The sequence below is a fragment of the Kushneria pakistanensis genome (assembly GCF_014652795.1).
GTDB classification, from domain to species: Bacteria; Pseudomonadota; Gammaproteobacteria; order Pseudomonadales; family Halomonadaceae; genus Kushneria; species Kushneria pakistanensis.
This window is the reverse complement of sequence record NZ_BMZM01000001.1, coordinates 662,494-687,607: the sequence shown is the minus strand read 5'-3', so window position 1 is coordinate 687,607 and position 25,114 is coordinate 662,494. Positions and strand designations below refer to the sequence as shown.

The following is a 25,114-nucleotide window of genomic DNA, read 5'->3' as shown; positions in this document are numbered from 1 at the left end:
ATGAACTATCTCTTTAGCACCAAAACAAACGCGTTTTACCCATTGGAATTGGCTTCCAGATATAAGAAATCTGGAAGCCTGCCGGATGATGCTCTAGAGGTCAGCGAGTCAGTCTTTAATGAGTTTGCGGGCGCGCCGCCGGTTGGCAAGGCGCGCGGCGCAAACGAAGACGGTCAGCCCTGCTGGGTCACGCTCGACCCTGACCCGGTCGATGTCCGTAAAGCAGCGGCCATCAACTGGATCGATGCCACTGCCGACCGGATCCGCGCATCCGACCGATCCATCGGCCAGTATCTCGATGCCGAGTATCAGCTCGTCGCCCAGGCACTGGCCGACTACCGAAACAATCCCGACGCCGAGGTGCCCGAGTCGATCCAGAGCTACGCCACCGCCGAAGGTTTGGGCGTGGAAGACGCCGCCCAGCAGATCGCCGAGGCCGCCGCCCACGCCGAGGATCTGCTCCAGAACGTGCGCCGCATCCGGCTCACCGGTAAAGCCGCGATCCGTGATGCCGCCGATGATGCCGACATGATGGAAACGGTCCAGCCTTTTATCGATCAGCTCGAAGCGCTGGTCACCGTTTGAGCCGTATACACTACAAAGGCCCGGGCACACCGGGTCTTGAGAGCCTCGAATAATCTATATAAAAGAACAGATCTCTCGCGCTTTGAGTAAGCAGATTACTGTTCCTAGTCACGTGCCCACCATATCCAGAGGGTGGCGGAGTAACGAAGCCGGTTCTGATCATGCCGTTGAGTATGGCGGCCAGAAGAGCCTCATCAATTCCGAGATCGCTCATGCATTCGGATACTAACTGGGTAACTTTATCCTCCTTATATCCACCGGGCTGAGCGTCTTCGAAAAGCTCTAGCCGATGCATCTTGAATAGTATATTGACCTCAGTTTTTGTCATGCTTCCCAAACCATTCAAGACGGCATGAAAAATGTCAGGCTTTTTATCCGCGTTTCCAGACTGTGCGCCACCTATCATCAGGGCAGCCAAGTAATCAGCCATTTCATTGTTTGAGCAGCTTTCCAGAGCCCTGACCATAGAAACGAAATGAGCAAATCGGTGCTCTGTATCAGTAAGCTCATCAACTGTCACACCTCCCTGTTCCGCTTGGGACAAGAATCTCTCCAGTCGAGCAAGAGTAAATTTTTCATAGCCCTTTTGAGCTGCCCAAGTCATGACTTTGGTTAATGCCTGTGTCATTGGCTCCATGCTCATATCCTTCGACTTTATGTAAACCCTAATTTTACAACGCCCGCCGCTCGCACTGCCCTGCCCCGCGCCACACCATGAAGCCCTGAACCGATTCTGCCCGCTCACCTGATCAGGTACCGACATGGCATTCGACCAATACCACCACGGTGTGCGCGTTGTTGAGATTAACGACGGCACCCGCGTCATTCGCACAGTCTCGACCGCCGTCATCGGCATCGTCTGCACCAGCGCCGATGCCGACCCCGAGGCGTTCCCGCTCAATCGTGCAACGCTCATCACCAACGTCTCGACCGCTATTGGCAAGGCCGGCACCCAAGGCACCCTGCGCCGCACGCTGACAGCCATCGAGTCGCAGACCAAGCCCATCATCGTCGCCGTGCGTGTGGAAGAAGGCGCTGACGCTGGCGAGACCACCGCGAACGTCATCGGCACCGTCGACGAGTCTGGCCGCCGCACCGGCGCGCAGGCGCTGCTCTCGGCCAGCGCATCTCTCGGCGTCACGCCGCGCATTCTCGGCGCACCGGGCCTCGATAATCAGGCCGTCACCACGGCGCTGGTCAGCATCGCGCAGGATCTGCGCGCGTTCGTCTACAGCTACGCCCACGACTGCACCACGATCTTTGACGTGACCGCTTACCGCGACCAGTTCGGCGCTCGCGAGCTGATGATCATCTGGCCCGAGCTCGAGGCGTTCGACACTACCGCCGCCGAGACGGCCACCATCAGCGCCGTCGCCTGCGCCCTCGGCCTGCGCGCCAAAATCGACAGCGAGATCGGCTGGCACAAGACCCTTTCAAACGTCGCCGTTAACGGCGTGACCGGCATCAGCGCCGACGTGTTCTGGTCACTGCAAAACCCCAACACCGACGCCGGCGTTTTGAACGCGGCGGATGTCACCACCCTGATCCAGCGCGACGGGTTTCGTTTCTGGGGCTCGCGCACCTGCGCCGGCCCGACGTCCCTTTTCGCGTTCGAGAACTACACCCGCACCGCGCAGATCCTCGCCGACTCCATCGCCGAGGCCCATATGTGGGCGGTCGACAAGCCCCTGCACCCGAGCCTCGCCCGCGACATCATCGAGGGTATCAACGCCAAGTTTTCAGAACTCAAGGCGCTGGGCCTGATCGTCGATGGCAACGCCTGGCTGAATGAGGCACTCAACGATGAGACCTCACTCAAGGGCGGCAAGCTGCGCATCGATTACGACTACACGCCGGTGCCCCCGCTGGAAGATCTGGGATTCCAGCAGCGCATCACCGATTCATATCTGGCCGATTTCGCCGACCGCGTAAACGCCGGCTGAGCAGGAGATAAACCATGGCACTACCCAACAAACTCAAGGGCTTGAACCTGTTCGGCAACGGTAATTCCTACAAGGGCATCATCCAGTCCGTCACCCTGCCCACCCTCACCCGCAAGATCGAGGAATGGCGCGGCGGTGGCATGGATGGACCGGTCGGTATCGACATGGGGCAGGACGGCCTCATGACCTGCCAGTGGACCGTCGGCGGTCTGGTCGAAAGTGTGTTCGACAATTTCGGCAGCTCGCGACTCGACGCGGATCTGCTGCGCATGACCGGCAGCTATGAGCGCGACGATGTCGACGAAGTGGTCGCCGTCGAGGTCGTCATGCGCGGGCGCCACACCGAGATCGACATGGGCGACGCCCAGAACGGAGAGAACACCGAGCACAGCGTCACCACCACGCTCAGCTACTACAAGCTGGTGATCGACGGCTCGACCAAGATCGAGATCGATATCCCCAACTACGTGTTCAAGGTCAACGGCGAGGACCGGCTGGCCAAGCGCCGCCGCGCCCTCGGCATCTGAGAAAGGATCACCGCATGAATGCTACCCGTGGCCTGTGCTGCGCCCTGCTGACCATCGTCGCGTCGTGGATCTACGTCATCGGCATGATCGAGGACTACCCCAGCTGGTCATGGAGCATTCCTGTAACGCTCGTTTATTTCATCGCAAGCGGCGCCCGAATGCCGTGCATCAACTGGAGAAAGACCATGGCCCAGGCCAAAGAGAAAGCCACCAACACCGCCCACGTCAGTGAAGCCATCGAGCTGGATACGCCCATCGTTCGCGGCGAGCAGACCATCGACAGCATTAGCGTGCGCAAGCCCACCGCTGGCGAGCTGCGCGGCGTCAATCTCTCCGACGTGTTGCAGCTCCAGACCGACGCGATCATGAAACTGATCCCGCGCCTGTCAGTGCCCAGCCTCACCGACCATGAAGCGCGCCAGATGGACCCCGCCGATCTGGTCCAGCTCGGCGGCGAGATCGCCGGTTTTTTGGTCTCGAAGCGGGTGAAGGGCGAAGCCGCATAAACCTCCCTTCATCCGTTGAGGACGCGATGGCCGATCTGGCCATCGTGTTTCACTGGACCCCCACCGACTGCGCGGATTTCTCGATCCGCGAACTGATGGAATGGCGCGAGCGCGCCCGTAAGCGATCCAATCCCGAGGACTCTCATGGCGCGCGATCTCAAGTTGCAGGTGCTGCTAAACGCAGTCGATAAAGCCACCGGCCCACTCAAGAAAATCACCCAGGGCAGCGGCAAAACCGCCGAAGCCCTGAAAGCATCACGCGAGCAGCTACGCCAGCTCGAACGCCAGCAGCGCGACCTGTCCTCATTCCGAAAGCTCAAGAGCGCCACGCGCGACAACAGCGAGGCGCTCGCCCGCGCGCAGGAGCGCATGCGCAACCTGCGCAGCGAACTCAAGAACACCAGCGCCCCGACGCAGCAGTTTCAGCATCGCTTTCTGAAAGCCCAGCAGGAAGTCGAACGCCTGAACTCTACGCTGGGCGATCAGCGCCGGCGCCTCGGAGAGCTGCGTACCAGCCTGAGAAGCGGCGGTACCAGCACCGATGATCTGACCGGTAGCGAGAAGCGCCTCGCCGACAAGATCCGGCAGGCCAATACCGCCCTCGATACCCAAAAGCGCAAGATGACCGAGATCACCGCTGCTCAGAAAAAGGCAGCGGCGGCGGCGGATCAGTACCAGCGCGGCCTCGGTCGTGCGAATACGATGCGTAGCGCCGGCTTTACCGGACTGGCCACCGGCGGCAGTGCGCTATTCGCCGGCAGTCGTTTACTGGCCCCCGGCATCGGCTGGGGCGAGCAGATGAGTACCGTTCAGGCTGTGGGCCGATTCACGGCTGACGATGAGCGGTTCAAGGCGCTTAAAGCGCAATCCCGCGATCTCGGCGGCTCGACCGCATTCAGTGCCGGCGAGGTCGGCGCCGGTCAGGAATTTCTGCTGCGCGCCGGCATGAGTGCCGAAGCGATCCAGGCATCCATGCGTGACGTGTTGAACCTCGCGCTGGCCAATAACACCGAGCTGGGGCGCACCGCCGATATCGCATCCAACATCGCCGGCGGATTCAAGATCGATGTCGAGGCCGCCGGCGGCATGCAGCGCGTCGCGGATGTGCTGTCCGGCACGGCCAGCCGTGCGAACGTCGATCTGGAAATGCTCGGCGAAACCATGAAATACCTCGGCGCCGGGTCCGATCTGGGCCTGACGCTGGAAGAAGCCGGCGCCATGGCCGGTCTGCTGGGCAACATCGGTATTCAGGGCAGTCAGGCCGGCACCACCATGCGCGCGATGATGGACCGACTGACCAAGCCCACCAAGGCGGCGTCTGCCGTCATGGATGAGCTGGGGCTCAAGGTCGCCGATGCCGAGGGCAACATGCGCCCGATGCCGGAGATCCTGCGCGACATCAACAAGGCCACCGAGGGCATGGGCAACGTCGAGCGCAAGGCAGCGTTGCAGGAGCTGTTCGGTGCCGAGGCCGGCAGCGGCATGGCCGAACTGGTCAACCAGATGAGCAGCGGCCAGCTGGATAAGCTGATCGACAATCTCAGCAAGTCGTATGGCGAAAACGCCGAGATGGCCAGCGTCATGGCCGACAACATCGGTGGCGATCTCAAAAACCTGCGCTCGGCGTGGGAGGAAGTCGGGATCTCGATTACCGACACCAATGATGGCGCCCTGCGTGACCTCATCCAGTCGATTACCAGCATCACCCGAGCGGTCGGCAACTGGATCAAGGAAAACCCTAAGCTCGCCGGCACCATCGCCAAGGTCGCCGCCGGTGTCGCGGCACTGGTCGCTGTAGGCGGCGCGCTTACCCTCATGCTGGCCTCACTGCTCGGCCCCATTGTCACCGTGCGTTATGGGCTGGCCATGCTGGGCGTCAAGACCGGCGGCCTCGGCGGCAAAATCTACTCGCTGACCAGTCGCATCCTGCCAGCACTCAGCAAGGGGCTGCTGGCCACCGGGCGCGGGTTCCTGTTCATGGCCAGCGCCATCGGCAAGGCAGGAATCGCCCTGCTCACCAATCCCATGACGTGGATCATTCTCGGCATCGTTGCCGCCGTGGCTGCCCTCGCCGGTGCCGCGTATCTGGTCTATCGCAACTGGGGCGCGATCAGCGAGTGGTTTGGCCAGCGCTGGCAGGACGTCAAAGCCGCGTTTGATAACGGCATCGGCGGTATCTCGCGATTAATCCTCGACTGGTCGCCGCTGGGGCTACTGCAAAAGGGCATCACCAGCGCGCTGTCAGCGCTCGGCATCGAGGTGCCGACACAGTTCAGGAGTCTCGGCGGCATGATCATCGATGGCCTGATCGGTGGTCTGTCGAGCAAGTTCGGCGAACTCAAGGACACCGTCGTCGGGATCGGCGGCAACGTCGCCGGCTGGTTCAAGGACAAGATGGGTATTCACAGCCCGAGTCGAGTATTCGCGGCGCTCGGTGGCCACACCGTTGACGGCTTGACCCTCGGGCTGGAGCGTCAGCGCGATGAACCGGCCAAGCGCATTACCGACATCGCCGCCCGAGCCCGGCAGGCCGGTGCCGGTCTGGCGCTCGGCGCCATGGCCCTGCCGGCAGCAGCCATGCCCTCGATCACGTCATCCGAGCCGATCAGGTTCGATACTCGGCCCCCGCTTGCATCACAGGCGGCTGGGGCCAGCTATCAGGACCACTCGACCAGTCACTACACGATCACGATCAACGCCCCACCCGGGAGCGACGAGCACGCGATCGCGAAAGCCGTAAGTCGTGAGCTAGACCGGAGGGAACGTGAGCAGCAGGCCCGTCGTCGGTCTTCGATGTGGGATCAGTCTTGATTTTTGCATCAAGAATATGCCGTCTCATGGCCCATATGGAAAAACCACTCAGAAGACAAAATCCGAGTACAAAGAGCACTGCAGAAGCCACATGCAAGATCATCAAAGGCTCGCCCGAGAGGCCCGCCATTTTTTCCGAAAATGCTGAAATCAATTGGCCTACAGCCATGAGGAGTCCGCCTAGAAACACCATGGCCTTGAATTGCCTATTAATAAAGGTATTTGTACCTAGCCCAAGTACAAGGCCTACGAACACGAAGAAACCGGTGATATCGATATCGGCCAGGACGCTCACAAAGCTACCAAGAAACTCACTAACGATGAGCGGAACCACTATAAAAGTGCCTAAAACTGTCAACAACCACAGCCCAATCAAACCTTTATTTCTGTCGTTCATTTCTGGAGGCACCCCTAATGCTCATGGCTCTCGGCATGTTCGTATTTGAGACAAGTACGGTACCTTACCAGGAACTGCAGCGCTGCACCGAGTGGCGCCACGCCAGCCAGTCCCGTGTCGGCGACCGGCCCGCCTATAAGTTTTTCGGCCCCGATGCCAACACTATCACCCTCTCGGGCACCCTGTTGCCCGAGCTCACCGGCGGGCGCGTGGATCTTGACGAGACCCGCGACATGGCTGAACAGGGTCGGGCGTGGCCGCTGGTCGAGGGCACCAGCAGGCAGTACGGGTATGGGTCATCACCAACGTCGATGAGACCAGCAGCACGCTCTACCGCAATGGAGCCGCCGCTAAAATCGTGCTTTGGGCAACATCTGTATTACTGCGACTCCAGTAATGGATGGGAGAAGGTTGGCTCAATACGTTGCTTAGGAGGTGAGATGCGCTCTGGATCGGATTCATTTTTAACAAAAGGTTCAGCAGCGTTCTTCGATGTGGGATCATCCCTAACATCAAGAATATGAACAAATATAAGAGACATAATAATTATATTAAGACCACAAAACCCGTAAATAAAAAGTGTAAGAACCATCTCCTCAAAGTTGCGCACTGGGGGAAAGGGGGCTATTTCAGCAGTGCCTTTTGCCAGCATGAAGCCTAATGAAATAGATAAGCCATATAAAAACATCTGATACTTCAGCCACACAGACACTTTTCTTTTGTAAGAAATAGATCCCACTATGGCCGCAAAAACTAAAAATGTAGCAGGGTCAGTTTTGGATACAAAAAGGAAAAGATAATGAGACCCAAAGCTATTTACTAGGAATTTAGCGCATATAGCAGAAGTTATTCCAACCACGATCATCAGTAACCCTGGAATAATAGAACCTTCAGACTTAGAGGTTTTTGTCATGCTCATGGCTCTCGGTATGTTTATATTTGAGACAAGTACGGTACCTTACCAGGAACTGCAGCGCCGCACCGAGTGGCGCCACGCCAGCCAGTCGCGTGTCGGCGACCGGCCCGCCTATCAGTTCCTCGGCCCCGGTACCGACACCATCACCCTCTCGGGCACCCTGCTGCCCGAGTTCACCGGCGGGCGCGTGGATCTCGACGAGATTCGCGACATGGCAGATCAGGGCCGGGCATGGCCGCTGGTCGAGGGCACGGGTCGACAATACGGGCTGTGGGTGATCACCAATGTGGATGAAACCAGCAGCACGCTCTACCGAGACGGCGCCGCCGCGAAAATCGAATTCAGCCTGCAGCTCGAGCACGTCGACGACGAGCGCACCGATATGATCGGGGATCTCACGCTCTACGCCGGCGCCAGACTGGTCGGGGCGTTCGTATGAGAGAGCGCCCCACCTACCGCCGGCCCGGTTATCGCATCACCATCGCCGGGCAGGACATCACCCCGCGCATCAATGGCCGGCTGATCAATCTGACCATCACAAGTCAGCGCGGGCAGGAGGCCGACCAGCTGGATCTCGCGCTGACAGACCACGACGGCCAGCTCGAGCTGCCGCCCCGGGGCGCGAAACTGACGGTGGCCATCGGCTGGCAGGATGAGGGGCTGCTCGACCGGGGCGTGTTCATCGTCGATGAGATCGAGCACAGCGGATCGCCTGACCAGCTCACTATTCGCGCCCGCGCCGCCGACATGCGCAACCTGCTGCCCGGCAAGCGTTCGCATTCATGGCATGACATCACCCTGGGCGACATCGTCGACACCATCGCCAAACGGCACAAACTGTCTCCGGTGATCGGCGATACCCTGCGCGGCATTCGTGTGGGGCACATCGACCAGACCGACGAGTCGGATCTCAATTTTCTGACGCGCCTCGGCCAGCGCTATGACGCTATCGCCGCCGTCAAATCCGAACGGATGCTGTTCACGCTGGCCGGCGAGGCACTCACAGCTAGCGGGATCGCCCTGCCCGGCGTCACCCTCACCCGACGCGACGGCGACGAGCACCGTTACAGCCAGACCGACCGCGACAGCTATACCGGCGTGCGCGCGCACTGGAACGACAAGGCCGGCAGCAAACGGCAGACCGCCATCGTCGGAGAGGGGGAGAAGTTCAAGGATTTGCGCGCGACCTACGCGAGCGTGGCAGATGCGCTTGAGGCCGCAAAGTCGGAACTGCGTCGCATCCAGCGCGGCACGGCAGAGTTTGAGCTGACCATGGCCCATGGCCGGGCGGACATCACACCCGAGACGCCCATCACCCTGCGCGGCTGGAAGCCACAGATTGATAGCACCGGCTGGCTGGTGACGGAGGTCGTGGATTCGCTCGATGATGTTGGGTATGGGACGCGGATCAAGTGTGAGACGAAGATGTGATCATGATGTGCCATAGAGATTGCACATCATGTTAGAAAACTTCAGTGATTGGATATCGGGCCGATATCGTGCCATAGTGAATTTCGAAAATTGCACGTGTGAATTTCGGATTCACTGTTGTGATTTTGGATTTTGCACCAACATTTTGATTTACAGATGTGCATTGGAACGTATAATGCGCGTCATTTTGCGAAGCGATATCTGCTTTGCCACATGCGGCTAAATGCCGCTAACGGCCTGATATGTATGACAAAGTTCATTCGTCGACCGTTTTTTTGATTTGGAGGTTACCTATGGGAATGGCCCAACCGCAACAATCTCGGCTTTTTATTAAGCGCCGCGACCGTAGCGAAGAAGTCAAAGCGTGTCCGCGTCCCGGTAATCGTGAACATCAAGTTACACAGGCAATGAATCATTCCATGCGTGACTACCGCCACGCCTATGAAGAATTAGCTAAGGTTTGACAGGGTACGGGGCTTGGAATGGATGGACAGCAGTGCGATGAGGACTATTGCTTAGAAAACATCAGATACCTGTTCGTCTATGAAATTGTCGATATGAACCAGCAAGTGCTCGCCCTTACCCCGGGCGAGCCTTTTGGTTTATTGAAGCCTGAACAGCTTCAAAGCGTCGTTATGCGGCCAAAGCAAGTAAGCTATTATGAGCAGAGCGAAGATGTTTTTCTTATGGCTGCTGCTTATGGAGACGCTTTAACGAACTGGCACATATTCGCTAATGCGAATAAAAGAACGGCAGCCCATGCCGTATATGTGTTCCTCAAGATTAATGGGTTTCTACTTCAAGCTCCTCAGAATGAGATAAAAGAGATATATGAGGGCTTGGCGATTGGCATCTATGATATGCATGACCTTAGCGACTGGTTGTACCAATGGTGTGTGCCACACGATGCCAGTCAGCTTAACGACTAATAGTTCTACCTAACCAGCCGCCACACTACTGTAACGACCTTATACTGGCGCAGCAGCCACATCGGCGAGCCGTTCAGTCGGTAACAGGCCGATATTCTCTGAGTTATTCGTCAGATCGCATCCCATGTGATCCCGTATGCTGGTAGATAAATCCAACCTGCGCTGGATCTGCCATGTATCGCCTTGTTCTATTCCTGCTGCTCATCATTGCCCTGCCCGTCCTTGCCGAGCCGCCCAGCTCTTTCAGCGCTGCCAAGCGCGTTGCTTGGGAGATCCATGCCAACCACAAAAATACCTTTTACTGTGGCTGCAGCTACTCGGGGCCAGACAACACGCCAGACCTATCGAGTTGCGGCTACCAAGTACGCAAGCAAGAAGCACGCGCCAACCGGATCGAGTGGGAACACATCATGCCGGCCTACGATTTTGGCCGAGCTTTGCAGTGCTGGCAGGAAGGTGGCCGCTCGAACTGTCGCGCCAGCGACGCCACGTTCCGACGCGCCGAGGCGGATCTGGTCAATCTGGTACCCAGCCTGGGCGAGACAAACGGTGATCGATCCAACATGCGCTTGGGCATGATTGCCGGCAACGATTACTACCAGTACGGCCAATGCGAGTCGCGGGTGAGCTTTGCCGAGCGCACTTTCCAGCCGCGGCCTGAGGTACGCGGATGGGTAGCGCGTACCTACTGGTATATGCGAGACACCTACGGCATCTCGATCAGTAGCCAGCAGAATCAGCTGTTCACCGCTTGGGACAAGCAGTATCCGGTCACAGACTGGGAGCGACTACGCAATCGACGCATTGCTGCCATACAGGGGCAAGGCAATCCGTATGTAGAAAAGGATGCGCCACCGGCTGCGCTACCCACTCCGGCAGCCAACGATCCAGTATTCGATGACAGCGGCTTTAGCTGCGAGACGCGCAAAACGTGCAGCATGATGCGCTCTTGCGATGAAGCCATGTATCACCTGCAGCAATGCGGCAACACAAGACTGGATGGCAACAAGAATGGCGTGCCCTGCCAGAGCATATGCCGCTGATGTCATGGCAGGCAGCTCAATGCCAAACCAGCCTTGCCGATATATCAGTTATCTCGCACAAACTGGAAGACGCTTTGAACGCCATCACTACCCGGCCTGAAACAAACTCGGCCACTTGCGATGAAGTCACCCTGCTCAAGGCCATGGCGCACCCGGACAGGTTGCAGGTGCTCAGGATTCTGGCCGCCGAGGGGGAAATGCAGGTGACGGAACTGAATACCCGGACGGAGCTACGTCAGTCAGCGTTTTCCCAGCATCTGAAAGTGCTGCGCGATGCCGGGCTTGTCGATGTCCGCCGCGAATCGCAGCGGATCTATTACACGTTACGCCGCAGCCAAGGCAGCGAGCTTTTCGACACAATGTCGGCCCTGTTCGGCTGAGTCAGCCCACCTGCCGTACCTGATGTGCCACCACGCCTAGCGTCTGCACATTGATCAGATCACCGATCCACTGGCTGCCATCGAGGCTTTCGAGTACAGGCAAGTTATGGCGATGAGTATACCGATAGACATGCATCTCATCGTCATGACTCGCAACCACCAGTGAGCCCTCACGAGGCGAGAGTGATTCATTCACGACCAGCCAGTCGCCCTCCCGCCACTCTTCTTTAACATCAGCCTGCACTACTTCGGCCAAAAAAGAGACGCCCGCATGTGGGGCAAAAAACTGCTGCCAGTGATAGGCAGCCGAATCATATGCCAAAGCCTGACCACGCTTTTGAGATACCGCCGGCATCGGCACACGGTACACCACACGCATTACAAATCCTCACAAAAACATGTATAAATATACAGTATTATGAAGTCATAACATGTGCAATCACTGATGCAGCATTGAGTGGCTCAATTGCAAAAGAACCAGTCAAAATCACACTGTATTCACTGTGCAAGGGTATGCGATATCACATATAGTCGTGGCATACGCCTCGATATCGAATATCGGGGCTTTTTCGACAAACACCCGAAGCCCGATCAGTAGTCCCAACATCAGGACAGCAGGGGGTGACAGGATGAACATGTTCAAACGCTTGAGAGCCAATCTAAAGAAGCGCTACCGATCAGCCCAGCGTGAATCCGCTTACAAGATTCACTATCGCATCGTGGGCAATGGTGTACTGGTAGCTGACGCCAAGGACATCGTGAAGTCCGGCGCTTTCAAAGAGCAACTGGCGCAATCCGCTGAGCTGGAAAAACTGCTCAAAAACCAAAAGCAACCCGCTTAAGTACTTGCCATGCTCAAGGCAGTTTTCGCATTTATCCCGCTTCTGGCGGGATATTTGTTTGTAACCACATTGCATGAAACCCGCTTTCATATCAGGCGACAGAACTCGCAGGCGGTGTACTTCTACGCGGCGTTTGCGGGGATCGTACTGCTGCTTTTCTGCACGGCGCTGACATGGTGGTTTCGTGAAGGGCTGGAGCCACTGACCTCCTTCCTGCGCAATTGGGCAGACGAAAACCTGCCGCTTGAGACACAGGAGCGAGAGAGTTCAACGGGCTACTGGTTGGTGACTCTGGTGCTTACTCTGCTTTCGGGCTTTGGACTCAGCTATTTTTTCAACCTGCTACAGGGCATGTGGACGCTTCTATTTGAAAAAACGGATCAGCTGATAGCACTGGCCGTTAATGGCATACGAAGAAATAAGTGGAACCTGCTGCGCTACTGCAACATTCTCAGTCTGACGAGGATCTTTTACGCTTACTCAAGCCATGCGCCATTACGCAGAGCTGTCAGACGCATGAATGCCGATTTTGAAGAGATCCTACTGCGCGCCGAGGACAGTTCTATGGGTGTCATGTTTTCAATGCGGAGTGGGAAGGTTTACGTGGGTATGATTGTCGGCGCTGTCGATCCCAGCGACAGCCGCGATATGATCAGAATATTCCCACTCATCAGTGGTTACCGCCAAAACGAGACTCTTAAAGTCAACTTTACGACGTTCTATTATAAGCTATACGAGAAGATGAGGAACGAGGGGCAACTTCCTCATTTGACCCCGGCAATATTTGAGATAGCCTTTTGCTTCAGCGATGTCCAGTCAGCCACTCTGTTCGACATAGAGGCGTACATTGAGTTTCAAAGAGATAAATCCGAAAGCAGCTACTAGCTAGAAGACTCAGTAGATCAATGACTTTAAACGAGAGCCATCTATAGAAAATACTTTACTACCATCATCACTCAAAAAGAAAAAATTCTCTTTTAATTTACCTAAGAGAAGCTTCTCTCCACTCTCTCCGTCCTCAGCTGAAAAAACATTTACTATTGCAAGCCTTTCATTAGGAAAAGCCTTATCTAACCTAGCATCAAGAATGCTCATAATAACTGCCAAGGCTGGCAGTATGAAGACATTGCACAGAAGAACCTCTCTAAAAAATCTTCCGCCTCCTGTAATTTCAGGTTCCATGTTGGCTATGGTGTGCCTAGCTAGGCTAGCCGTAAGAAGGCCCAAGCAACCGTAAAAAACAAAACTAGTATCTTTTAATAGATAAATCGGTGTTAGGCTTGCCAAAAAATAAAAGAAAATAAAGCAAACAAACATTATTACGACATTGCCTTTCAAGCCAAACCTTCCCTCTTCAGAATCGAAACTTCCGCGTAAAACCCTTGCAAAAATGATAGCCGCATTAATGGCTAGAGCCATATTTACAAACTTACTGGAGAAAGAAATAGTTTGAGCTATATCAATATAAGAGGAGGCATCCACTCCGAAATGGCTCCAATAATTTTGCAGATATATATAAGAGCTTAAAAGAACGGTGAAAAATAAAAAGATACAGAGCTTCTGAATATCTTCCAGCATCAACTTACCCTTCCCAAGTGCCCAAACACCTGCCCGATCACTTCTACCTCTCCCCGGCCCAGCATCTCGGGCGTGATCAGTTCAGGCTCATATTTCCGGTTATCGCTGACCAATGACAGCGCACCGCCGGCCATCCGTTGCACCCGCTTGATTCTCAGCGCATCCCCTACCCGTACCAGAAACACACCGTCCGGCTTCGTGCGTGAGCGATCCACTAGGATCACGTCACCCTCGTTAACGGTATCGGCCATTGAATCGCCGACTGCAGTCAGCGCGACGACATGCTGTACATCAACGCCATGCTCGCTGAGCCATTGACTATCCAACGGGATATAACGATCGATCCGCTCGGCATCGAATAGCCGGCCTGATCCAGCGGCGGCTTCGATGTCATAGATCGGGATGCGTGAACAACCGTCTAAAGGTATTGCTGAACTAGTGGCAGTTGGCTGCTCATCCATGTCAGTGCTGAAAGATCGCCCAGTCAGCACGTAATAAATATCTACTCCTGCCTTTTCCAGCGCTACCAGATAGTCCGCCGTAGGGGCGCGTCCATCCTTCTCATAATTGATCTGGGTGGACTTTCCGACACCGCCAAGGTTTGCAAAAGCGGTCTGACTGAGCCCAATCCGCTCGCGCTCAGTTTTCAAACGATGACCAATGGTAGTCAAAACCACTCCCTAAAAACTTGACATGGTTCAATTTTGTACACCATTATATGGTTCACATTATTACACCTTGTTAGGAACCAACCGCCATGACCGAACGCGCACCACACGCCCAACCACTTTCAAGCGTGGACGCCAAGCAGCGCGAAATCGCCTCGCAGGTGCTCGCCGACACCGTAGGCAAGCTCGCCTTTCAACATGACCTTGCAGGCAAGGACCTCGAAAAACGCGCCACGGATATCGGCGAAGCGCTAGCCAAGGGCATGAACCGGCTGAACGTTACTTCAGAGACTTGTAATAAGCGGTGATCTGCTCATGCGCGAGAACAACAGCTTTCCCGAGCTCATCACCTCTGTCCGTATGGACGACACCAAAAACCCCAGCTTTGCAAAGCTCTAGAACAATTTCGTGTGCAGCGGCATCAGGGGAATGTCGAGGGTCGGTAGTGCGCTTCTCAGACATCAGTAACACCTCTTCGAAAAGTATTTCAGACCATTAGGAGATTAACACATGAGCGAAACCACGACCGCCAACCGCCGCAAGAATGCCCCTCAGGGCTGCAAGGTGCCGGTACTCACCCACCTGACCGCTGAAGAACGCAGCGAGCTGGACCAGCTGGCCGAACAGGAGATGCGCTCGCTCTCTTCCACCATGCGAATGATCTGCCTCAAGGGCCTTGCTGCTCATCAGGCCGAAAAATCCATCCCCTCAACTCACTAACCCCGGAAGGAATCGCAGCCATGTACAGGGACCCCCGTCGCCTCAAGACCGCCCGCATCGGTATCAACCTCGACCAGTTCGAGGATGACCTGATCGAGGCGCTTTCTGCCTATACCGGCGTCGAGAAAGCAACGCTGGCGCGCGAGCTGGTCATGCGTGCCGCGCTGGAAATGCTCGGTGTCTCCAGTCAGCAGGAATTCGATGCCGTGAGCATGGCCGACTTTCAGCCGGTGGCAAAGCTCCATTGAGGCACGGCGCGACACCCTTTCAGGACCTCGCGAGGTGCTCATGACCGCACGACAAACAGAAATATCAGCAAGCGATGCAGATCGCCGAGTGCTGGAAGCAGTACGCCAGCAGCAAGGGCTTGAAACACTGAATCAGGCAGCAGAGTTCGTACTGCGCCGCGCATTGAGAAAAGGCACCGCACGAATGGCGATGCCACGCGGACCGCGTCCGGTCGGGAGGCGCTGATGTCATCCAGTTGGGGGTGGACCTGCCCTCACTGCGGCGGTCCATGCCGCATCAGGACCTCAAAGCAGATGCACAGCGATTACCGCGTGTTCTACCTGCAATGCCAGACCCCGATCTGCGGCTGGGCTGGCAAGGCGGAAGGGGTAGTCACCGAGACCATAAGCCCCAGCGGTATGCCCAATAGCCAATACGAGGGCCGCCTGGCCGAACACATTCCCTATGTGGTCGTCCCCAAGCCGCCCGAAGACATGTTCAGGAGCAGGCAATGATTGACCCCCACTACCAAATTGACCCCAGCGACAGCATTCAGGACGCCGCGCAGGCGTTCCTGCGCAATCAGCCGCGTCACCGCACCCCCTATCAAATGGTCACGGCCTGCGGTCGTCATCTCGTCGAAGAAGCTCGGCTGCGCGATGACGAGGCGCTGCAGCATGCCTGTTACGCATTCGATCAGCTCAATGCGCAGGGAGGTGTGTCATGCACGCACTGAATCGCGATAACGCTGCTACTGCCTTTCTACTGGATCTGCCCCGCCGTGCGCATCGCGGCGATGCGATCAATCGCTGCACGTCGCACCTGATCCAGCAGCATGGCCACACGCCACTCGATGCCAGCCTGATGGCCGTACAGGCCATGGCCGAGCTGGAATCCTTCAACCGTCGCGCAGCTATCGATGTCGAGTCGACCACTTCTTATGTCGTGGTCGTCAATCACCCGGATGGTCGCCGCATGGCGCTGACCGTCAATGACCTGATCGGCTTTGCCGAGCGTCAAAACGCTGATGTGCGCGCCGTACAGGCAGTGAGGGCGTAACCATGGCCAGCGTTCACGCCATCCGCCCCGAAGTCGTCGATCCGCGCGCCGGTTTTATTGCCGTGCGCGAGGAACTGCGCCGGCGCACTGAAAACCGGGATCTGGCCGAGGTATGGGCCGCCATGCAGCCCGCCGAGCGCGCCGTGGTGTTGCGCTCGGCGGCGCAGACGCTGGTACCGGCTCGCCCGCTTAACGAGATTCCGGCCAACGAGCGCACGCCGGAGGCCATCGCCAACACCCTGACCCACACCCCCATTGAGTGGATGACGCCCAAAACCCGCGAGGCCATCCGGGCAGCCATTCACCGCATGAGTTCTTACGCCAGTCGCCTGCGTGACGGAATGCGCAGCGAGTCGCATCCGTCGCAGGCGCTTGCCGCAAGTGCTCGGCTAGCCCTTGAGGCCGGCGACATTGCCGCCGCACAGCACTATCTGAAACTGATCGAGCAGAACGCAGAATGACCAGCGCTATCGAACAATCCCGCGAATTTGGCGCACCCGGTGGCCAGGGCAACCTGAGCTGTCAGGAGTGGCGCCAGCAGTACGTGTTCGACCGTTACCCGCAGTATGCCGAGCAGCTCGCAAAGGCGTTTCTGGTCGTCGCGCGCCGTGATGGTAACGGTGCCGGTAACAGCTACCTGCGTCGGATCTGCCAGCGCCTGCATGTCGGGCCGTTTCGTGTGACCCATGACGATGAGGGCATCTGCAATCACGCCGAGGGTCAGGCCATGGCCATCAAGCGTCAGCATGATGAGCAGGTAGGCGCAGCCAATCGCAATGGCTGGTCCGAACTGACCGCTGCCGAGGCCGCGCTGGCGCTGGGGCTTGAGCGTGTCGAAAAGCACGAGATTGATCCGCCGGACGGCAAGCTGCCTATCCGTACCCAACTGGCCCGCCTTGAGGACGCCAAGTGGTGGCGTCGCAAGCTGCGCGTGCTGGCCGGTCGCCGGCTGGAGCAGCTCGAGCGCGAGCTGGGCAATGTCCATCACCGTGCCGGCATCTACTGCTCGAACACCACCGTGGCGCGTCGCGCCAGTCAAAAGCTGCGCAATCACGCGATGCTCGATGCCATTGAGGCGATCAACCAGCACGGCCAGAACTACACGCTGGCCGAACTCTCCGAGCTGGGGCTGGCCAATCCTGACAATCGTCGCGCCGAGCTGATGCTACGCATTCGCGAGACCGAAGCGGAAGCGCGCCGGCTGGGTCATGTCGGCGTGTTCTACACCCTGACCTGCCCGAGCCGGTTCCACCCGATCCGCGCCAAAAGCTGCACCCGTAACCCGAACTACGAGCACAACACGCCCCGCGATGCGCAGAGCTATCTGACCAACGTCTGGGCGCGCATTCGTGCGGCGTTGGCTCGCGAAGGTATCGGCATTTATGGCGTGCGCGTGGCCGAGCCTCACCACGACGGCACCCCGCACTGGCACATGCTGATGTGGGCACATGCTGATCATGTCGAACGGGTCAATCAGGTAATGGCCGAGTACGCGCTGGCCGACACGCCCGACGAGCCGGGCGCCAAAAGGAACCGCTTTCAGGCCAAGTTCATCGACTACACGCGCGGCACCGCTGCCGGGTATGTCGCCAAGTACGTCTCCAAGAACATCAACGGCCAGCAGTTCGTCGATCTCGACGAGTATGGCCGCGAGATGGCCAGCAGTGCGCCGCGCGTTGAGGCGTGGGCCGCCGTGTGGGGCATCCGTCAATTTCAGTTCGTCGGGCTGCCGTCTGTCACGGTCTGGCGCGAAGTGCGTCGCCTGACCGAGCAGCAGGCCGAGCAGCTGGCTGCATGGGAAGCCGCCACTAATCCGGGCCGCTCGATCCGTGAATTCATGGCCAGGGTGCGCACCGCATGCAACGCCGGCGCATGGGATCAGTTCCTGCGCCTGATGGGTGGCCCGCTGACGCCGCGCAAGGATCAGCCGATCAAGCCGTGGCGCGAGTGGCGCATGGATACCAGCCGCGAGATGCAGGCTGATGAGGTGCCTTTTGCTCGTGGCGGGTATGGCGAGCGCGTCGAAATCACCTACGGCCTGCTCGTAAAAGGTGCCGAGTATTTGACCCGTTTCTACAGCTGGACCATGCGCCCGAAGGCGCGCGCCGGCGCTTATGACTTCAGCCAGAAGGGTTCTTATGGAGGAGGCGCAGCCGACGACCCTTGGACTTGTGTGAATAACTGTACGGGGCCTGACACCGCGCCCCGCGCGGCAGATCCCCAGACCGATGCCCTCCAGGCAAAACGGTATCGGGAGTGGATCAACAGCACCGCATACCGCGCCGAGCTGGAACTGGCGCAGCAAGAGCATGAAGAAACCCAGCAGGCGCTCGCGGATCTGGAGCGTCGGCACCGGGAAAGCATCCAGCCACCACCCGCGTGGCAACGAATCCCTGAATTTATTCCCTTTGAGCTGAGATAGCAGGAGACCCCGTGGCCGATTCAATCGATCTCGCCAATGAAAACAGCCAGCGCCATCTCGATGCCGCATTGGCCAGCCGCGCCCGCATGGCGAGCGCACACAGCCTGACTCACTGCGAGGACTGCGACGAGCCAATCCCGCAAAAGCGCCGCGACGCCCTGCCGGGCGTGGCCACCTGCGTGGAGTGCCAATCAATCAACGAACACAAGGCAAAAGGAGTCCGTCGATGATCCAGCTTATTCAATTCGCCCTGCTCATTCTGCTAGGCCTCGTCACCCTGCGCATCGCATTCCTGCTGGGCAAGGCGACGGCCAGTGATGAGCTGGCTATTCAGTACGACGAATACACCCGCATGGCCAATCGCCTCGCGGCGATCGAAAAGGGGGTGCGTCGTGAGTAGGACTAATCAGGAACTCAAAAAGACCGAGGGCGCCGACGTGGCGCCCCAGGGCGTGCCTGAGCAGATCCGGCTGACACTGCTGGCCACTGTTACTGGCCGCATGATCGAGTTGCGTCGCTGGCCGGAGAGCATCGCTCGCACTTATGAGCTATCGCGCCTGATCCCGGCGGCAGAATGGCTGACAGGAGAAAATGGACAATGAAAACCGAGTTCATGCTGCTGGCGTGCTACGAGAAACCACTGATCCCACTCGACGTTTTTTGCCGCGACATCATGGGTGTGAGCATTCAGACAGCGCGGAACCGCATCGCGGGGGGGACATTCCCTGTCCCGCTGACACGAACCGCCCGGCAGCCCATGGTGCATATCTCTGATGCTGCAAAGTACATCGACACCCAACGTGGGAGCGCTGCTTAAGCGCTCTCACTTCGCGCCCGGTCCTTGATCACCAGCTCACCCGGGCGCAAATTGACGTAGCGCTTGAGACTCTTCCAATCGCGATGGCCAGACACCATGGCCACTTCCTGAATCTGATAGCCCCGCTCAAATAGCCGACTGATACCCTCGTGCCGTAGATCGTGAAAATGCAGATTCTCGATCCCGAGGTGCTGACAGATCCGGCGAAACCCGTTCGACGTTGATTCACTGTTAAACGGGAATATTCTCTCCTCCTTCCTCGGCTGTGCTTCGATAATGGCCAGGCTCTCCCCCATCAAGGGCACGACCTGATCAGTTGCCTTGGTCGGATGCTTTCTAAGCCTGACGATAATCGTGCCATTGGTTGCGTCGAGATCCTCCCAGCGTAGCGAACATATCTCGTCCAGACGCATGCAGGAATTCACCGCAAAGCGGATCAAGGCGTTATAGCCGATGCGCCGCAACGCGAGGTTATGTCGGGTATGAGTCAGTAATTCTTCAATTTCCTTATCCGTCGGACGCCGATCGCGATCATCTGGATTACCGATCAGCCCAGCACGCTTTAGGCCAGCACGCCAGCTCGACATGGAAGCCTTCAAGGCGGGCGGCGCCAGTTCCTCAACCACGCAGGTCGTGATTGCCCCCGAGAGGTACATAATGTCTGTCATGACGGTTGAGGCCGCGACACCATCAACTTTCCTGCGTGTATCCGCGAACGTCATCAGGTGCTGATACTGCAGCTGCGATAACAGCATCTCGGTATCGATGCCCTTGCGCAGGTTGTTTGCTGACGTCTTGTTCTTTCGCCCTCGGGACGAAATCCGCTCAAGGTGTGCTTCGTGCCGCTTCAATGCATCACCGATCGTGAGCCCGGGCTTGATACCGGCAGCACGATCTTCAAGCTCGCTTTCTACCTGCTTTGCCCATGCTTGTGCGCGGGCCTTCGTGGAGAAAGTGTGCGTCTGTGCAGGGTGTCCCTTCTTCCGTACAATGGCGCGCCAACTCGTCCCCCGCTTCTGAAATGTTGCCACTGGTGTACCACCTTTTTTGGCTTTGCTCTGTTTTTTACGATTTGGTACATCAATGGTACACCGGCAACGGTTTTGAGCGGTATTTAATAGGGTTTAACGGGACGTAAAACGATCAGGCGGATATCTTAAGTGACTGATAAATCGCAAAATACCTCAGCAGATCAGGCTCGCCGGTTTTCTATAGCCCCGATGATGGACTGGACGACCCGCGACCAGCGCGCCTTTGCACGCACATTGACCAAACGTGCCCTTTTGTATACCGAGATGGTCACCACCGGTGCCATTTTGCATGGCACGCCGCGTGAGCGCTTTCTGGGTCATGACGCCATCGAGTACCCGTTGGCGCTGCAGCTGGGCGGCAGTGACCCGGCAGTCCTTGCCGAATGCGCTGCCATCGCAGAAAGCTGGGGCTATCAGGAGGTCAATCTGAACGTTGGCTGTCCAAGCGATCGCGTGCAAAACAACATGATCGGCGCCTGTCTGATGGGCCATCCTGAACTGGTGGCACGCTGTGTGGCGGCCATGCAGGCGGCGGTCACGATTCCGATCACGGTCAAGTGTCGTATCGGCATTGATGATCAGGACGAAGATGAGGATCTGGCGCGCTTTATCGACACCGTGGCGGCGGCCGGTTGCACAACCTTTACCGTACATGCCCGCAAGGCCTGGCTTGAGGGCCTCTCCCCCAAACAGAATCGGGACGTACCGCCGCTGAACTATCCGCGCGTGCACCGCCTCAAGGCGGCACACCCCGAACTTCACATCGGCATCAACGGTGGGCTCAAGAGCATCAGCGACTGTCAGCGTGAGCTTGAGCATGTCGACAGCGTCATGATCGGGCGCGAGGCCTACCAGAATCCGTGGCTACTGGCACACGTCGATCGTGACATCTTCGGGGAAGCGACCACGCCGCCGACACGCCATGAGGCCATGCAGGCCTTTCGCCCCTATCTGATATCACGGCTCGAATCAGGCGTGCGGCTCAACCACATCACGCGCCATATCCTTGGGCTTTTTACCGGCTGTCGCGGCGGACGCCGTTTCCGGCGTTATCTTTCCGAGACTGCCCACCGTCCGGATGCCGGCATCGAAGTATTTGATCAGGCACTGGCGCTGGTGGATGACGTCGATGCCGAACGTGAGCTGCCGGCTCATATGCCTGACTGATACGCGCTTTCCTGTTGATTTGCCTGCTGCCCCTCACCTCGGGTTGCCTCTCCCGGGCGGGTCGAGGTTGTCCTTTTGGCCACCCTGGCCATACTTGACGCATCGTTTCGGGCTACACCCGAACGCATCAAAGTCGTCAAGGAGGACCTATGCGTTTTGAACTGCCAGGCAAGCTGGGGTTGGGTACGGCACCGCTGGGCAACATGTACGAGGAAGTGCCGGACACACGCGCCATCGAGACGCTGCGCACGGCATGGGAAGCCGGCATCCGCTATTTCGATACGGCACCGCAATATGGCGCCGGCCTTTCGGAAATGCGTGTGGGCGAGGCACTCGCTGATGAACCACGCACTGGCTACATGATTTCCACCAAGGTGGGGCGTCTGATTCTCGATGAGCATGAGAAGAAAAGCGGTATCTTCGCCAATGGCCGTCCCAACCGGGTGGCCTACGACTACTCGGAGTCCGGGACCCTGCGCTCCATCGAGGAAAGCCTCAAGCGGCTGAACATGGATCGCATTGATATTGCATGGATTCATGATTGCGCCCTTGATGCCCACGGTGATCGCTGGGAAGAGGTACATGATCAGGCCATGAATGGCGCGGCGCGTGCCCTGACGCGGCTGCGTGAGGAAGGTGTGATTCGTGCCTGGGGGCTGGGCGTCAATCGCGTGGAAGCCTGTACGCGAGCGCTTGAAAAGGCAGATCCCGATGGGTTTTTGCTGGCCGGACGTTATTCGCTGCTCGACCATGAAGGCGCCCTGACCAGCCTGTTACCGGAATGCGACCGCCGCGGCGTGCGTCTGGTCATCGGCGGCGCCTACAACTCGGGCATTCTGGCCGGGGGAGATCACTATGACTACAAGCAGGCCTCCGATGACGTGCGCGAGCGTACTCGACGCCTTCGCGATATCTGTGATCGCTTTGGGGTCGATATCCGCGCCGTTGCGCTACAGTTCAGCGCCGCACCGCGTGCCGTAGCTGCCGTGATTCCGGGCACCACGCGACCTGAGCGCATTGCCGAGAACCAGGCCCTGATGACCACACCCATTCCCAATGCGCTATGGCAGACGCTCTGGAATGAAGGCCTTGTCTCGATGGATGCGCCCATTCCCGGCGCTGATTGAGGTTCCAAAGCCCTGACGCCCGGGCGTCAGGGTCTCCCCACTACTCAACGCGTGCCTGCCAGGCTTCCACGGCATGCTCGGCATCTCCCAGCTCGTGAAAGCGAGCGATATGAAAGACCGCCTCCCCTTCATTGACCAGCGGCAGATTGCTCATGCCAATCACGATCCCGTCACTTGAGGCCAGCACGTCGCCCTCCTCATTGCCAAAGGGCCCGGCCACGATCCCCAGGCGCTCACCCTTGACCACACGTGCACCCAGCCTGACGCGCGGCCGCAATACACCATCAATCGAGGCACGCGCCCAGCTGGAGCTTCGTGCCACCTCCGAAGCCGGCACCTTGCTACCGCGACCGGCCGGCAGCATATCCAGCAGTCGCATGACCCGCAGCACACCGCGCACGCCGGCACTGATGGCCCATTCATCAAAGCGCAACGCCTCGCCCGCCTCGTAGGTCAGCACGGGAATACCGCGGCGCTCGGCGTATTCCCGCAGGCTGCCACCGCGCAGCTCGGCATTGAGAATGACCGGCGCGCCAAAGGCATCCGCCATGGCACGGGTCTGCTCATTGCGCTCCAGCTGGGCACGAATCTGAGGCAGGTTGGTACGATGAATGGCACCGGTGTGCAGATCCAGAATGTGCGTGGCCAGATCCACTACCTGCTCGCGAAAGAGCGCGGCAATGCGCGACCCCAGCGAGCCGGATTCGCTGCCCGGGAAGCAGCGGTTCAGATCCCGCCGGTCCGGCAGATAACGACTGTGCTGGACGAAGCCGAAGACGTTGACGATCGGCACGGCAATCAGGGTACCGCGCAGACGCGACAATGAGCGCGTTTTGAGCACCCGCCGAACGATTTCGACACCGTTGATCTCATCGCCATGAATGGCACCACAGACCAGCATGACGGGCCCTTCCCGACGGCCGTGAACGACCTCTACCGGAATATTGAGCGGCGTGTGGGTATAAAGGCGGGCAACCGGCACATCAATCTGGCGGCGCTGGCCGGGAAGCACTTTCTCCCCTGCCAGTACAAAGGCATCACGGGCCATACGAATACTCATCAAGGCGTTTCATGAAAGTCATGATACATCAAAGGCCATATCGGCAGCCCTTTTGGAAAATGCAGCCCTATCGGCGAGCATGGGCATAAAGGTAGGCGATATCCAGGGCGAAGGAGATCATCAAAAGAAGCAGCGCCAGGGCCAGCAGCAGACTCGACCAGGGCATTGTCACCCAGGGCAGCAGGCAGGTCATCAAGGTACTGACCTGCCAGACACAGATGGTCTTGCGCCGGTAACTGACCGGCAGCTCACTGCCAAGCCAGGGCCAGCGCCAGGCACTCGCGACAAACAGATAGCGTATGGCGCCGATGGCCATGATCCACATGCCGGCCTTGCCCTGAATGACCAGCATCAGACACAGCATCAGAATGAAAAAGGCGTCAAGTTCCATATCCAGACGCGCACCGAAACGGCTTTCGGTGTGGGTACGCCGCGCCACCCAGCCATCCACGCCATCAAGCATTAGCGCTACTAGCGCCGCGGTAAATACCAGCAGGTGATGATCGTTGACAAACGTCGGTTGCGGCAGCATGGCTGTCAGCAGCACGATCAACACCGCGCGCGCCAGCGTCACGCGATTGGCCCAGCCCAGATGCTGCTGCCCGGCCGGCCGGCCATGTAGCATCATTGCGGCCAGTACCAGATACGCACCGCCGGCCGCGGGATATAGTGACACCGGCGTCATGTACATGACACGCAACATGGCCACCAGCAGCATCAGGACGACAAACCCTGCCAGAAGATCCCGGAACATGCCGGAAGAAGACCAGCTGAAAGGCCTCATTGCTACCCGTCGGTCACTCATGTCAGCGCCCTCCAGCACTGTCAGCAGGCATTTTGCCCATCCCGCTTTGCTTCCCGCATGTACATCGGGCAGGCCCATCAGAATCGCGCAACATTCATCAGCAAGTCATCATACAACAGGCA

The 25,114-nt window shown here is 58.0% G+C and carries 35 protein-coding genes and 1 pseudogene; 28 read left to right on the top strand and 8 right to left on the bottom strand.

Annotation, left to right across the window (positions count from 1 at the left end; translation table 11 throughout):
* Entirely contained in the window at positions 1-585 is a 585-nt protein-coding gene (locus tag IE123_RS03055; RefSeq protein ID WP_189514960.1) for a tail fiber assembly protein, read from the top strand.
* Positions 586-595: 10 nt separating this feature from the next.
* Here the strand turns inward: IE123_RS03055 and IE123_RS03050 are convergent, their stop codons facing one another.
* Positions 596-1,222, bottom strand: a complete 627-nt coding sequence (locus IE123_RS03050) for a hypothetical protein (protein WP_189514959.1) — start codon at positions 1,220-1,222, stop codon at positions 596-598.
* Positions 1,223-1,346: 124 nt separating this feature from the next.
* Between IE123_RS03050 and IE123_RS03045 the strand changes: the two genes are divergently transcribed.
* The 6 genes and pseudogenes from IE123_RS03045 to IE123_RS16305 all read left to right on the top strand — a co-directional run.
* The gene (locus IE123_RS03045) at positions 1,347-2,528 is read left to right on the top strand and encodes a phage tail sheath protein (RefSeq protein WP_189514958.1); all 1,182 of its coding nucleotides are present in this window, start codon (positions 1,347-1,349) and stop codon (positions 2,526-2,528) included.
* Between the two features lie 14 nt (positions 2,529-2,542).
* Positions 2,543-3,055 carry a phage major tail tube protein gene (locus tag IE123_RS03040; RefSeq protein WP_189514957.1) on the top strand — a complete coding sequence of 171 codons (513 nt, stop codon included), beginning with the start codon at positions 2,543-2,545 and terminating at the stop codon, positions 3,053-3,055.
* A 14-nt stretch (positions 3,056-3,069) separates the two neighbouring features.
* Positions 3,070-3,561, top strand: coding sequence for a phage tail assembly protein (locus IE123_RS03035; protein WP_229819556.1), 492 nt, complete (start codon positions 3,070-3,072; stop codon positions 3,559-3,561).
* Between the two features lie 26 nt (positions 3,562-3,587).
* Positions 3,588-3,752 carry a GpE family phage tail protein gene (locus IE123_RS16250; protein ID WP_189514956.1) on the top strand — a complete coding sequence of 55 codons (165 nt, stop codon included), beginning with the start codon at positions 3,588-3,590 and terminating at the stop codon, positions 3,750-3,752.
* Entirely contained in the window at positions 3,706-6,372 is a 2,667-nt protein-coding gene (locus IE123_RS03025; protein WP_189514954.1) for a phage tail tape measure protein, read from the top strand. The genes IE123_RS16250 and IE123_RS03025 overlap by 47 nt, the downstream gene beginning before the upstream one ends.
* Positions 6,373-6,786: 414 nt before the next feature.
* Positions 6,787-6,999 (top strand): annotated as a pseudogene (locus IE123_RS16305) (phage tail protein); the annotation flags it as partial.
* A 149-nt stretch (positions 7,000-7,148) separates the two neighbouring features.
* Here the strand turns inward: IE123_RS16305 and IE123_RS16100 are convergent.
* Positions 7,149-7,682, bottom strand: a complete 534-nt coding sequence (locus IE123_RS16100; protein ID WP_229819555.1) for a hypothetical protein — start codon at positions 7,680-7,682, stop codon at positions 7,149-7,151.
* A 16-nt stretch (positions 7,683-7,698) separates the two neighbouring features.
* Between IE123_RS16100 and IE123_RS03015 the strand changes: the two genes are divergently transcribed.
* The 5 genes from IE123_RS03015 to IE123_RS02995 all read left to right on the top strand — a co-directional run bounded on the left by IE123_RS03015 (position 7,699) and on the right by IE123_RS02995 (position 11,468).
* Positions 7,699-8,124: a phage tail protein gene (locus IE123_RS03015; RefSeq protein WP_229819554.1), complete on the top strand. Its 426-nt coding sequence runs from the start codon at positions 7,699-7,701 to the stop codon at positions 8,122-8,124.
* Positions 8,121-9,116: a phage late control D family protein gene (locus tag IE123_RS03010; protein WP_189514948.1), complete on the top strand. Its 996-nt coding sequence runs from the start codon at positions 8,121-8,123 to the stop codon at positions 9,114-9,116. Before IE123_RS03015 ends, IE123_RS03010 begins: the two co-directional genes overlap by 4 nt.
* Before the next feature lie 482 nt (positions 9,117-9,598).
* On the top strand, positions 9,599-10,045 hold the full coding sequence (locus tag IE123_RS03005; RefSeq protein WP_189514946.1) for a type II toxin-antitoxin system death-on-curing family toxin: 447 nt from the start codon (positions 9,599-9,601) through the stop codon (positions 10,043-10,045).
* A 173-nt stretch (positions 10,046-10,218) separates the two neighbouring features.
* Positions 10,219-11,088 carry an endonuclease gene (locus IE123_RS03000; protein WP_189514944.1) on the top strand — a complete coding sequence of 290 codons (870 nt, stop codon included), beginning with the start codon at positions 10,219-10,221 and terminating at the stop codon, positions 11,086-11,088.
* Positions 11,079-11,468 (top strand): ArsR/SmtB family transcription factor, encoded by a 390-nt coding sequence (locus tag IE123_RS02995; RefSeq protein ID WP_229819553.1) that lies wholly within the window; start codon positions 11,079-11,081, stop codon positions 11,466-11,468. Before IE123_RS03000 ends, IE123_RS02995 begins: the two co-directional genes overlap by 10 nt.
* Before the next feature lies 1 nt (position 11,469).
* Here the strand turns inward: IE123_RS02995 and IE123_RS02990 are convergent, their stop codons facing one another.
* Entirely contained in the window at positions 11,470-11,847 is a 378-nt protein-coding gene (locus tag IE123_RS02990) for a LexA family protein (RefSeq protein WP_189514942.1), read from the bottom strand.
* A 256-nt stretch (positions 11,848-12,103) separates the two neighbouring features.
* Between IE123_RS02990 and IE123_RS02985 the strand changes: the two genes are divergently transcribed.
* Together IE123_RS02985 and IE123_RS02980 are read left to right on the top strand one after the other, a co-directional pair.
* Positions 12,104-12,310 carry a hypothetical protein gene (locus tag IE123_RS02985; protein WP_189514940.1) on the top strand — a complete coding sequence of 69 codons (207 nt, stop codon included), beginning with the start codon at positions 12,104-12,106 and terminating at the stop codon, positions 12,308-12,310.
* 9 nt (positions 12,311-12,319) lie between these two features.
* Entirely contained in the window at positions 12,320-13,195 is an 876-nt protein-coding gene (locus IE123_RS02980) for a hypothetical protein (RefSeq protein ID WP_189514939.1), read from the top strand.
* 9 nt (positions 13,196-13,204) lie between these two features.
* On the opposite strand, the gene IE123_RS02975 is transcribed toward IE123_RS02980, so the two are convergent.
* Both IE123_RS02975 and IE123_RS02970 read right to left on the bottom strand, forming a co-directional pair.
* Positions 13,205-13,888: a hypothetical protein gene (locus IE123_RS02975; RefSeq protein ID WP_189514937.1), complete on the bottom strand. Its 684-nt coding sequence runs from the start codon at positions 13,886-13,888 to the stop codon at positions 13,205-13,207.
* Positions 13,888-14,559: an XRE family transcriptional regulator gene (locus IE123_RS02970; RefSeq protein WP_189514935.1), complete on the bottom strand. Its 672-nt coding sequence runs from the start codon at positions 14,557-14,559 to the stop codon at positions 13,888-13,890. The genes IE123_RS02975 and IE123_RS02970 overlap by 1 nt, the downstream gene beginning before the upstream one ends.
* An 86-nt stretch (positions 14,560-14,645) precedes the next feature.
* Between IE123_RS02970 and IE123_RS02965 the strand changes: the two genes are divergently transcribed.
* The 12 genes from IE123_RS02965 (at position 14,646) to IE123_RS02910 (ending at position 19,802) form a co-directional block, all read left to right on the top strand.
* Complete coding sequence (locus IE123_RS02965; protein ID WP_189514933.1) at positions 14,646-14,864, top strand: hypothetical protein; 219 nt, start codon at positions 14,646-14,648, stop codon at positions 14,862-14,864.
* A gap of 202 nt (positions 14,865-15,066) precedes the next feature.
* A complete protein-coding gene (locus IE123_RS02960) occupies positions 15,067-15,276 on the top strand; it encodes a hypothetical protein (protein ID WP_189514931.1) in 210 nt (69 codons plus the stop codon).
* 20 nt (positions 15,277-15,296) lie between these two features.
* On the top strand, positions 15,297-15,524 hold the full coding sequence (locus IE123_RS02955) for a hypothetical protein (protein WP_189514929.1): 228 nt from the start codon (positions 15,297-15,299) through the stop codon (positions 15,522-15,524).
* 225 nt (positions 15,525-15,749) lie between these two features.
* The gene (locus IE123_RS02950) at positions 15,750-16,019 is read left to right on the top strand and encodes an Ogr/Delta-like zinc finger protein (protein ID WP_189514926.1); all 270 of its coding nucleotides are present in this window, start codon (positions 15,750-15,752) and stop codon (positions 16,017-16,019) included.
* On the top strand, positions 16,016-16,240 hold the full coding sequence (locus tag IE123_RS02945) for a hypothetical protein (RefSeq protein ID WP_189514925.1): 225 nt from the start codon (positions 16,016-16,018) through the stop codon (positions 16,238-16,240). Before IE123_RS02950 ends, IE123_RS02945 begins: the two co-directional genes overlap by 4 nt.
* On the top strand, positions 16,228-16,563 hold the full coding sequence (locus IE123_RS02940) for a hypothetical protein (RefSeq protein ID WP_189514923.1): 336 nt from the start codon (positions 16,228-16,230) through the stop codon (positions 16,561-16,563). Before IE123_RS02945 ends, IE123_RS02940 begins: the two co-directional genes overlap by 13 nt.
* Positions 16,564-16,565: 2 nt before the next feature.
* Complete coding sequence (locus tag IE123_RS02935; protein WP_189514921.1) at positions 16,566-17,024, top strand: hypothetical protein; 459 nt, start codon at positions 16,566-16,568, stop codon at positions 17,022-17,024.
* Positions 17,021-18,985: a replication endonuclease gene (locus tag IE123_RS02930; RefSeq protein WP_189514919.1), complete on the top strand. Its 1,965-nt coding sequence runs from the start codon at positions 17,021-17,023 to the stop codon at positions 18,983-18,985. The genes IE123_RS02935 and IE123_RS02930 overlap by 4 nt, the downstream gene beginning before the upstream one ends.
* Positions 18,986-18,996: 11 nt before the next feature.
* On the top strand, positions 18,997-19,215 hold the full coding sequence (locus tag IE123_RS02925) for a TraR/DksA family transcriptional regulator (RefSeq protein WP_189514917.1): 219 nt from the start codon (positions 18,997-18,999) through the stop codon (positions 19,213-19,215).
* Positions 19,212-19,385, top strand: coding sequence for a hypothetical protein (locus IE123_RS02920; RefSeq protein ID WP_189514915.1), 174 nt, complete (start codon positions 19,212-19,214; stop codon positions 19,383-19,385). Before IE123_RS02925 ends, IE123_RS02920 begins: the two co-directional genes overlap by 4 nt.
* Positions 19,378-19,587, top strand: a complete 210-nt coding sequence (locus IE123_RS02915) for a hypothetical protein (RefSeq protein WP_189514913.1) — start codon at positions 19,378-19,380, stop codon at positions 19,585-19,587. The genes IE123_RS02920 and IE123_RS02915 overlap by 8 nt, the downstream gene beginning before the upstream one ends.
* Positions 19,584-19,802 (top strand): pyocin activator PrtN family protein, encoded by a 219-nt coding sequence (locus IE123_RS02910; protein ID WP_189514911.1) that lies wholly within the window; start codon positions 19,584-19,586, stop codon positions 19,800-19,802. Before IE123_RS02915 ends, IE123_RS02910 begins: the two co-directional genes overlap by 4 nt.
* Here IE123_RS02910 and IE123_RS02905 read toward each other — a convergent pair.
* Positions 19,799-20,833 (bottom strand): site-specific integrase, encoded by a 1,035-nt coding sequence (locus IE123_RS02905; protein WP_189514909.1) that lies wholly within the window; start codon positions 20,831-20,833, stop codon positions 19,799-19,801. The genes IE123_RS02910 and IE123_RS02905 overlap by 4 nt on opposite strands.
* A 129-nt stretch (positions 20,834-20,962) precedes the next feature.
* Here IE123_RS02905 and dusA point away from each other — a divergent pair, with 129 nt between their 5' ends.
* Positions 20,963-22,000, top strand: coding sequence for a tRNA dihydrouridine(20/20a) synthase DusA (gene dusA / locus IE123_RS02900; RefSeq protein ID WP_189514907.1), 1,038 nt, complete (start codon positions 20,963-20,965; stop codon positions 21,998-22,000).
* A gap of 149 nt (positions 22,001-22,149) precedes the next feature.
* Positions 22,150-23,127, top strand: a complete 978-nt coding sequence (locus IE123_RS02895) for an aldo/keto reductase (protein ID WP_189514905.1) — start codon at positions 22,150-22,152, stop codon at positions 23,125-23,127.
* Between the two features lie 40 nt (positions 23,128-23,167).
* Here the strand turns inward: IE123_RS02895 and IE123_RS02890 are convergent, their stop codons facing one another.
* On the bottom strand, positions 23,168-24,175 hold the full coding sequence (locus tag IE123_RS02890) for a succinylglutamate desuccinylase/aspartoacylase family protein (RefSeq protein WP_189515866.1): 1,008 nt from the start codon (positions 24,173-24,175) through the stop codon (positions 23,168-23,170).
* A 79-nt stretch (positions 24,176-24,254) separates the two neighbouring features.
* Complete coding sequence (locus IE123_RS02885; RefSeq protein ID WP_189514903.1) at positions 24,255-24,992, bottom strand: CDP-alcohol phosphatidyltransferase family protein; 738 nt, start codon at positions 24,990-24,992, stop codon at positions 24,255-24,257.
* Positions 24,993-25,114: the final 122 nt, after the last annotated feature.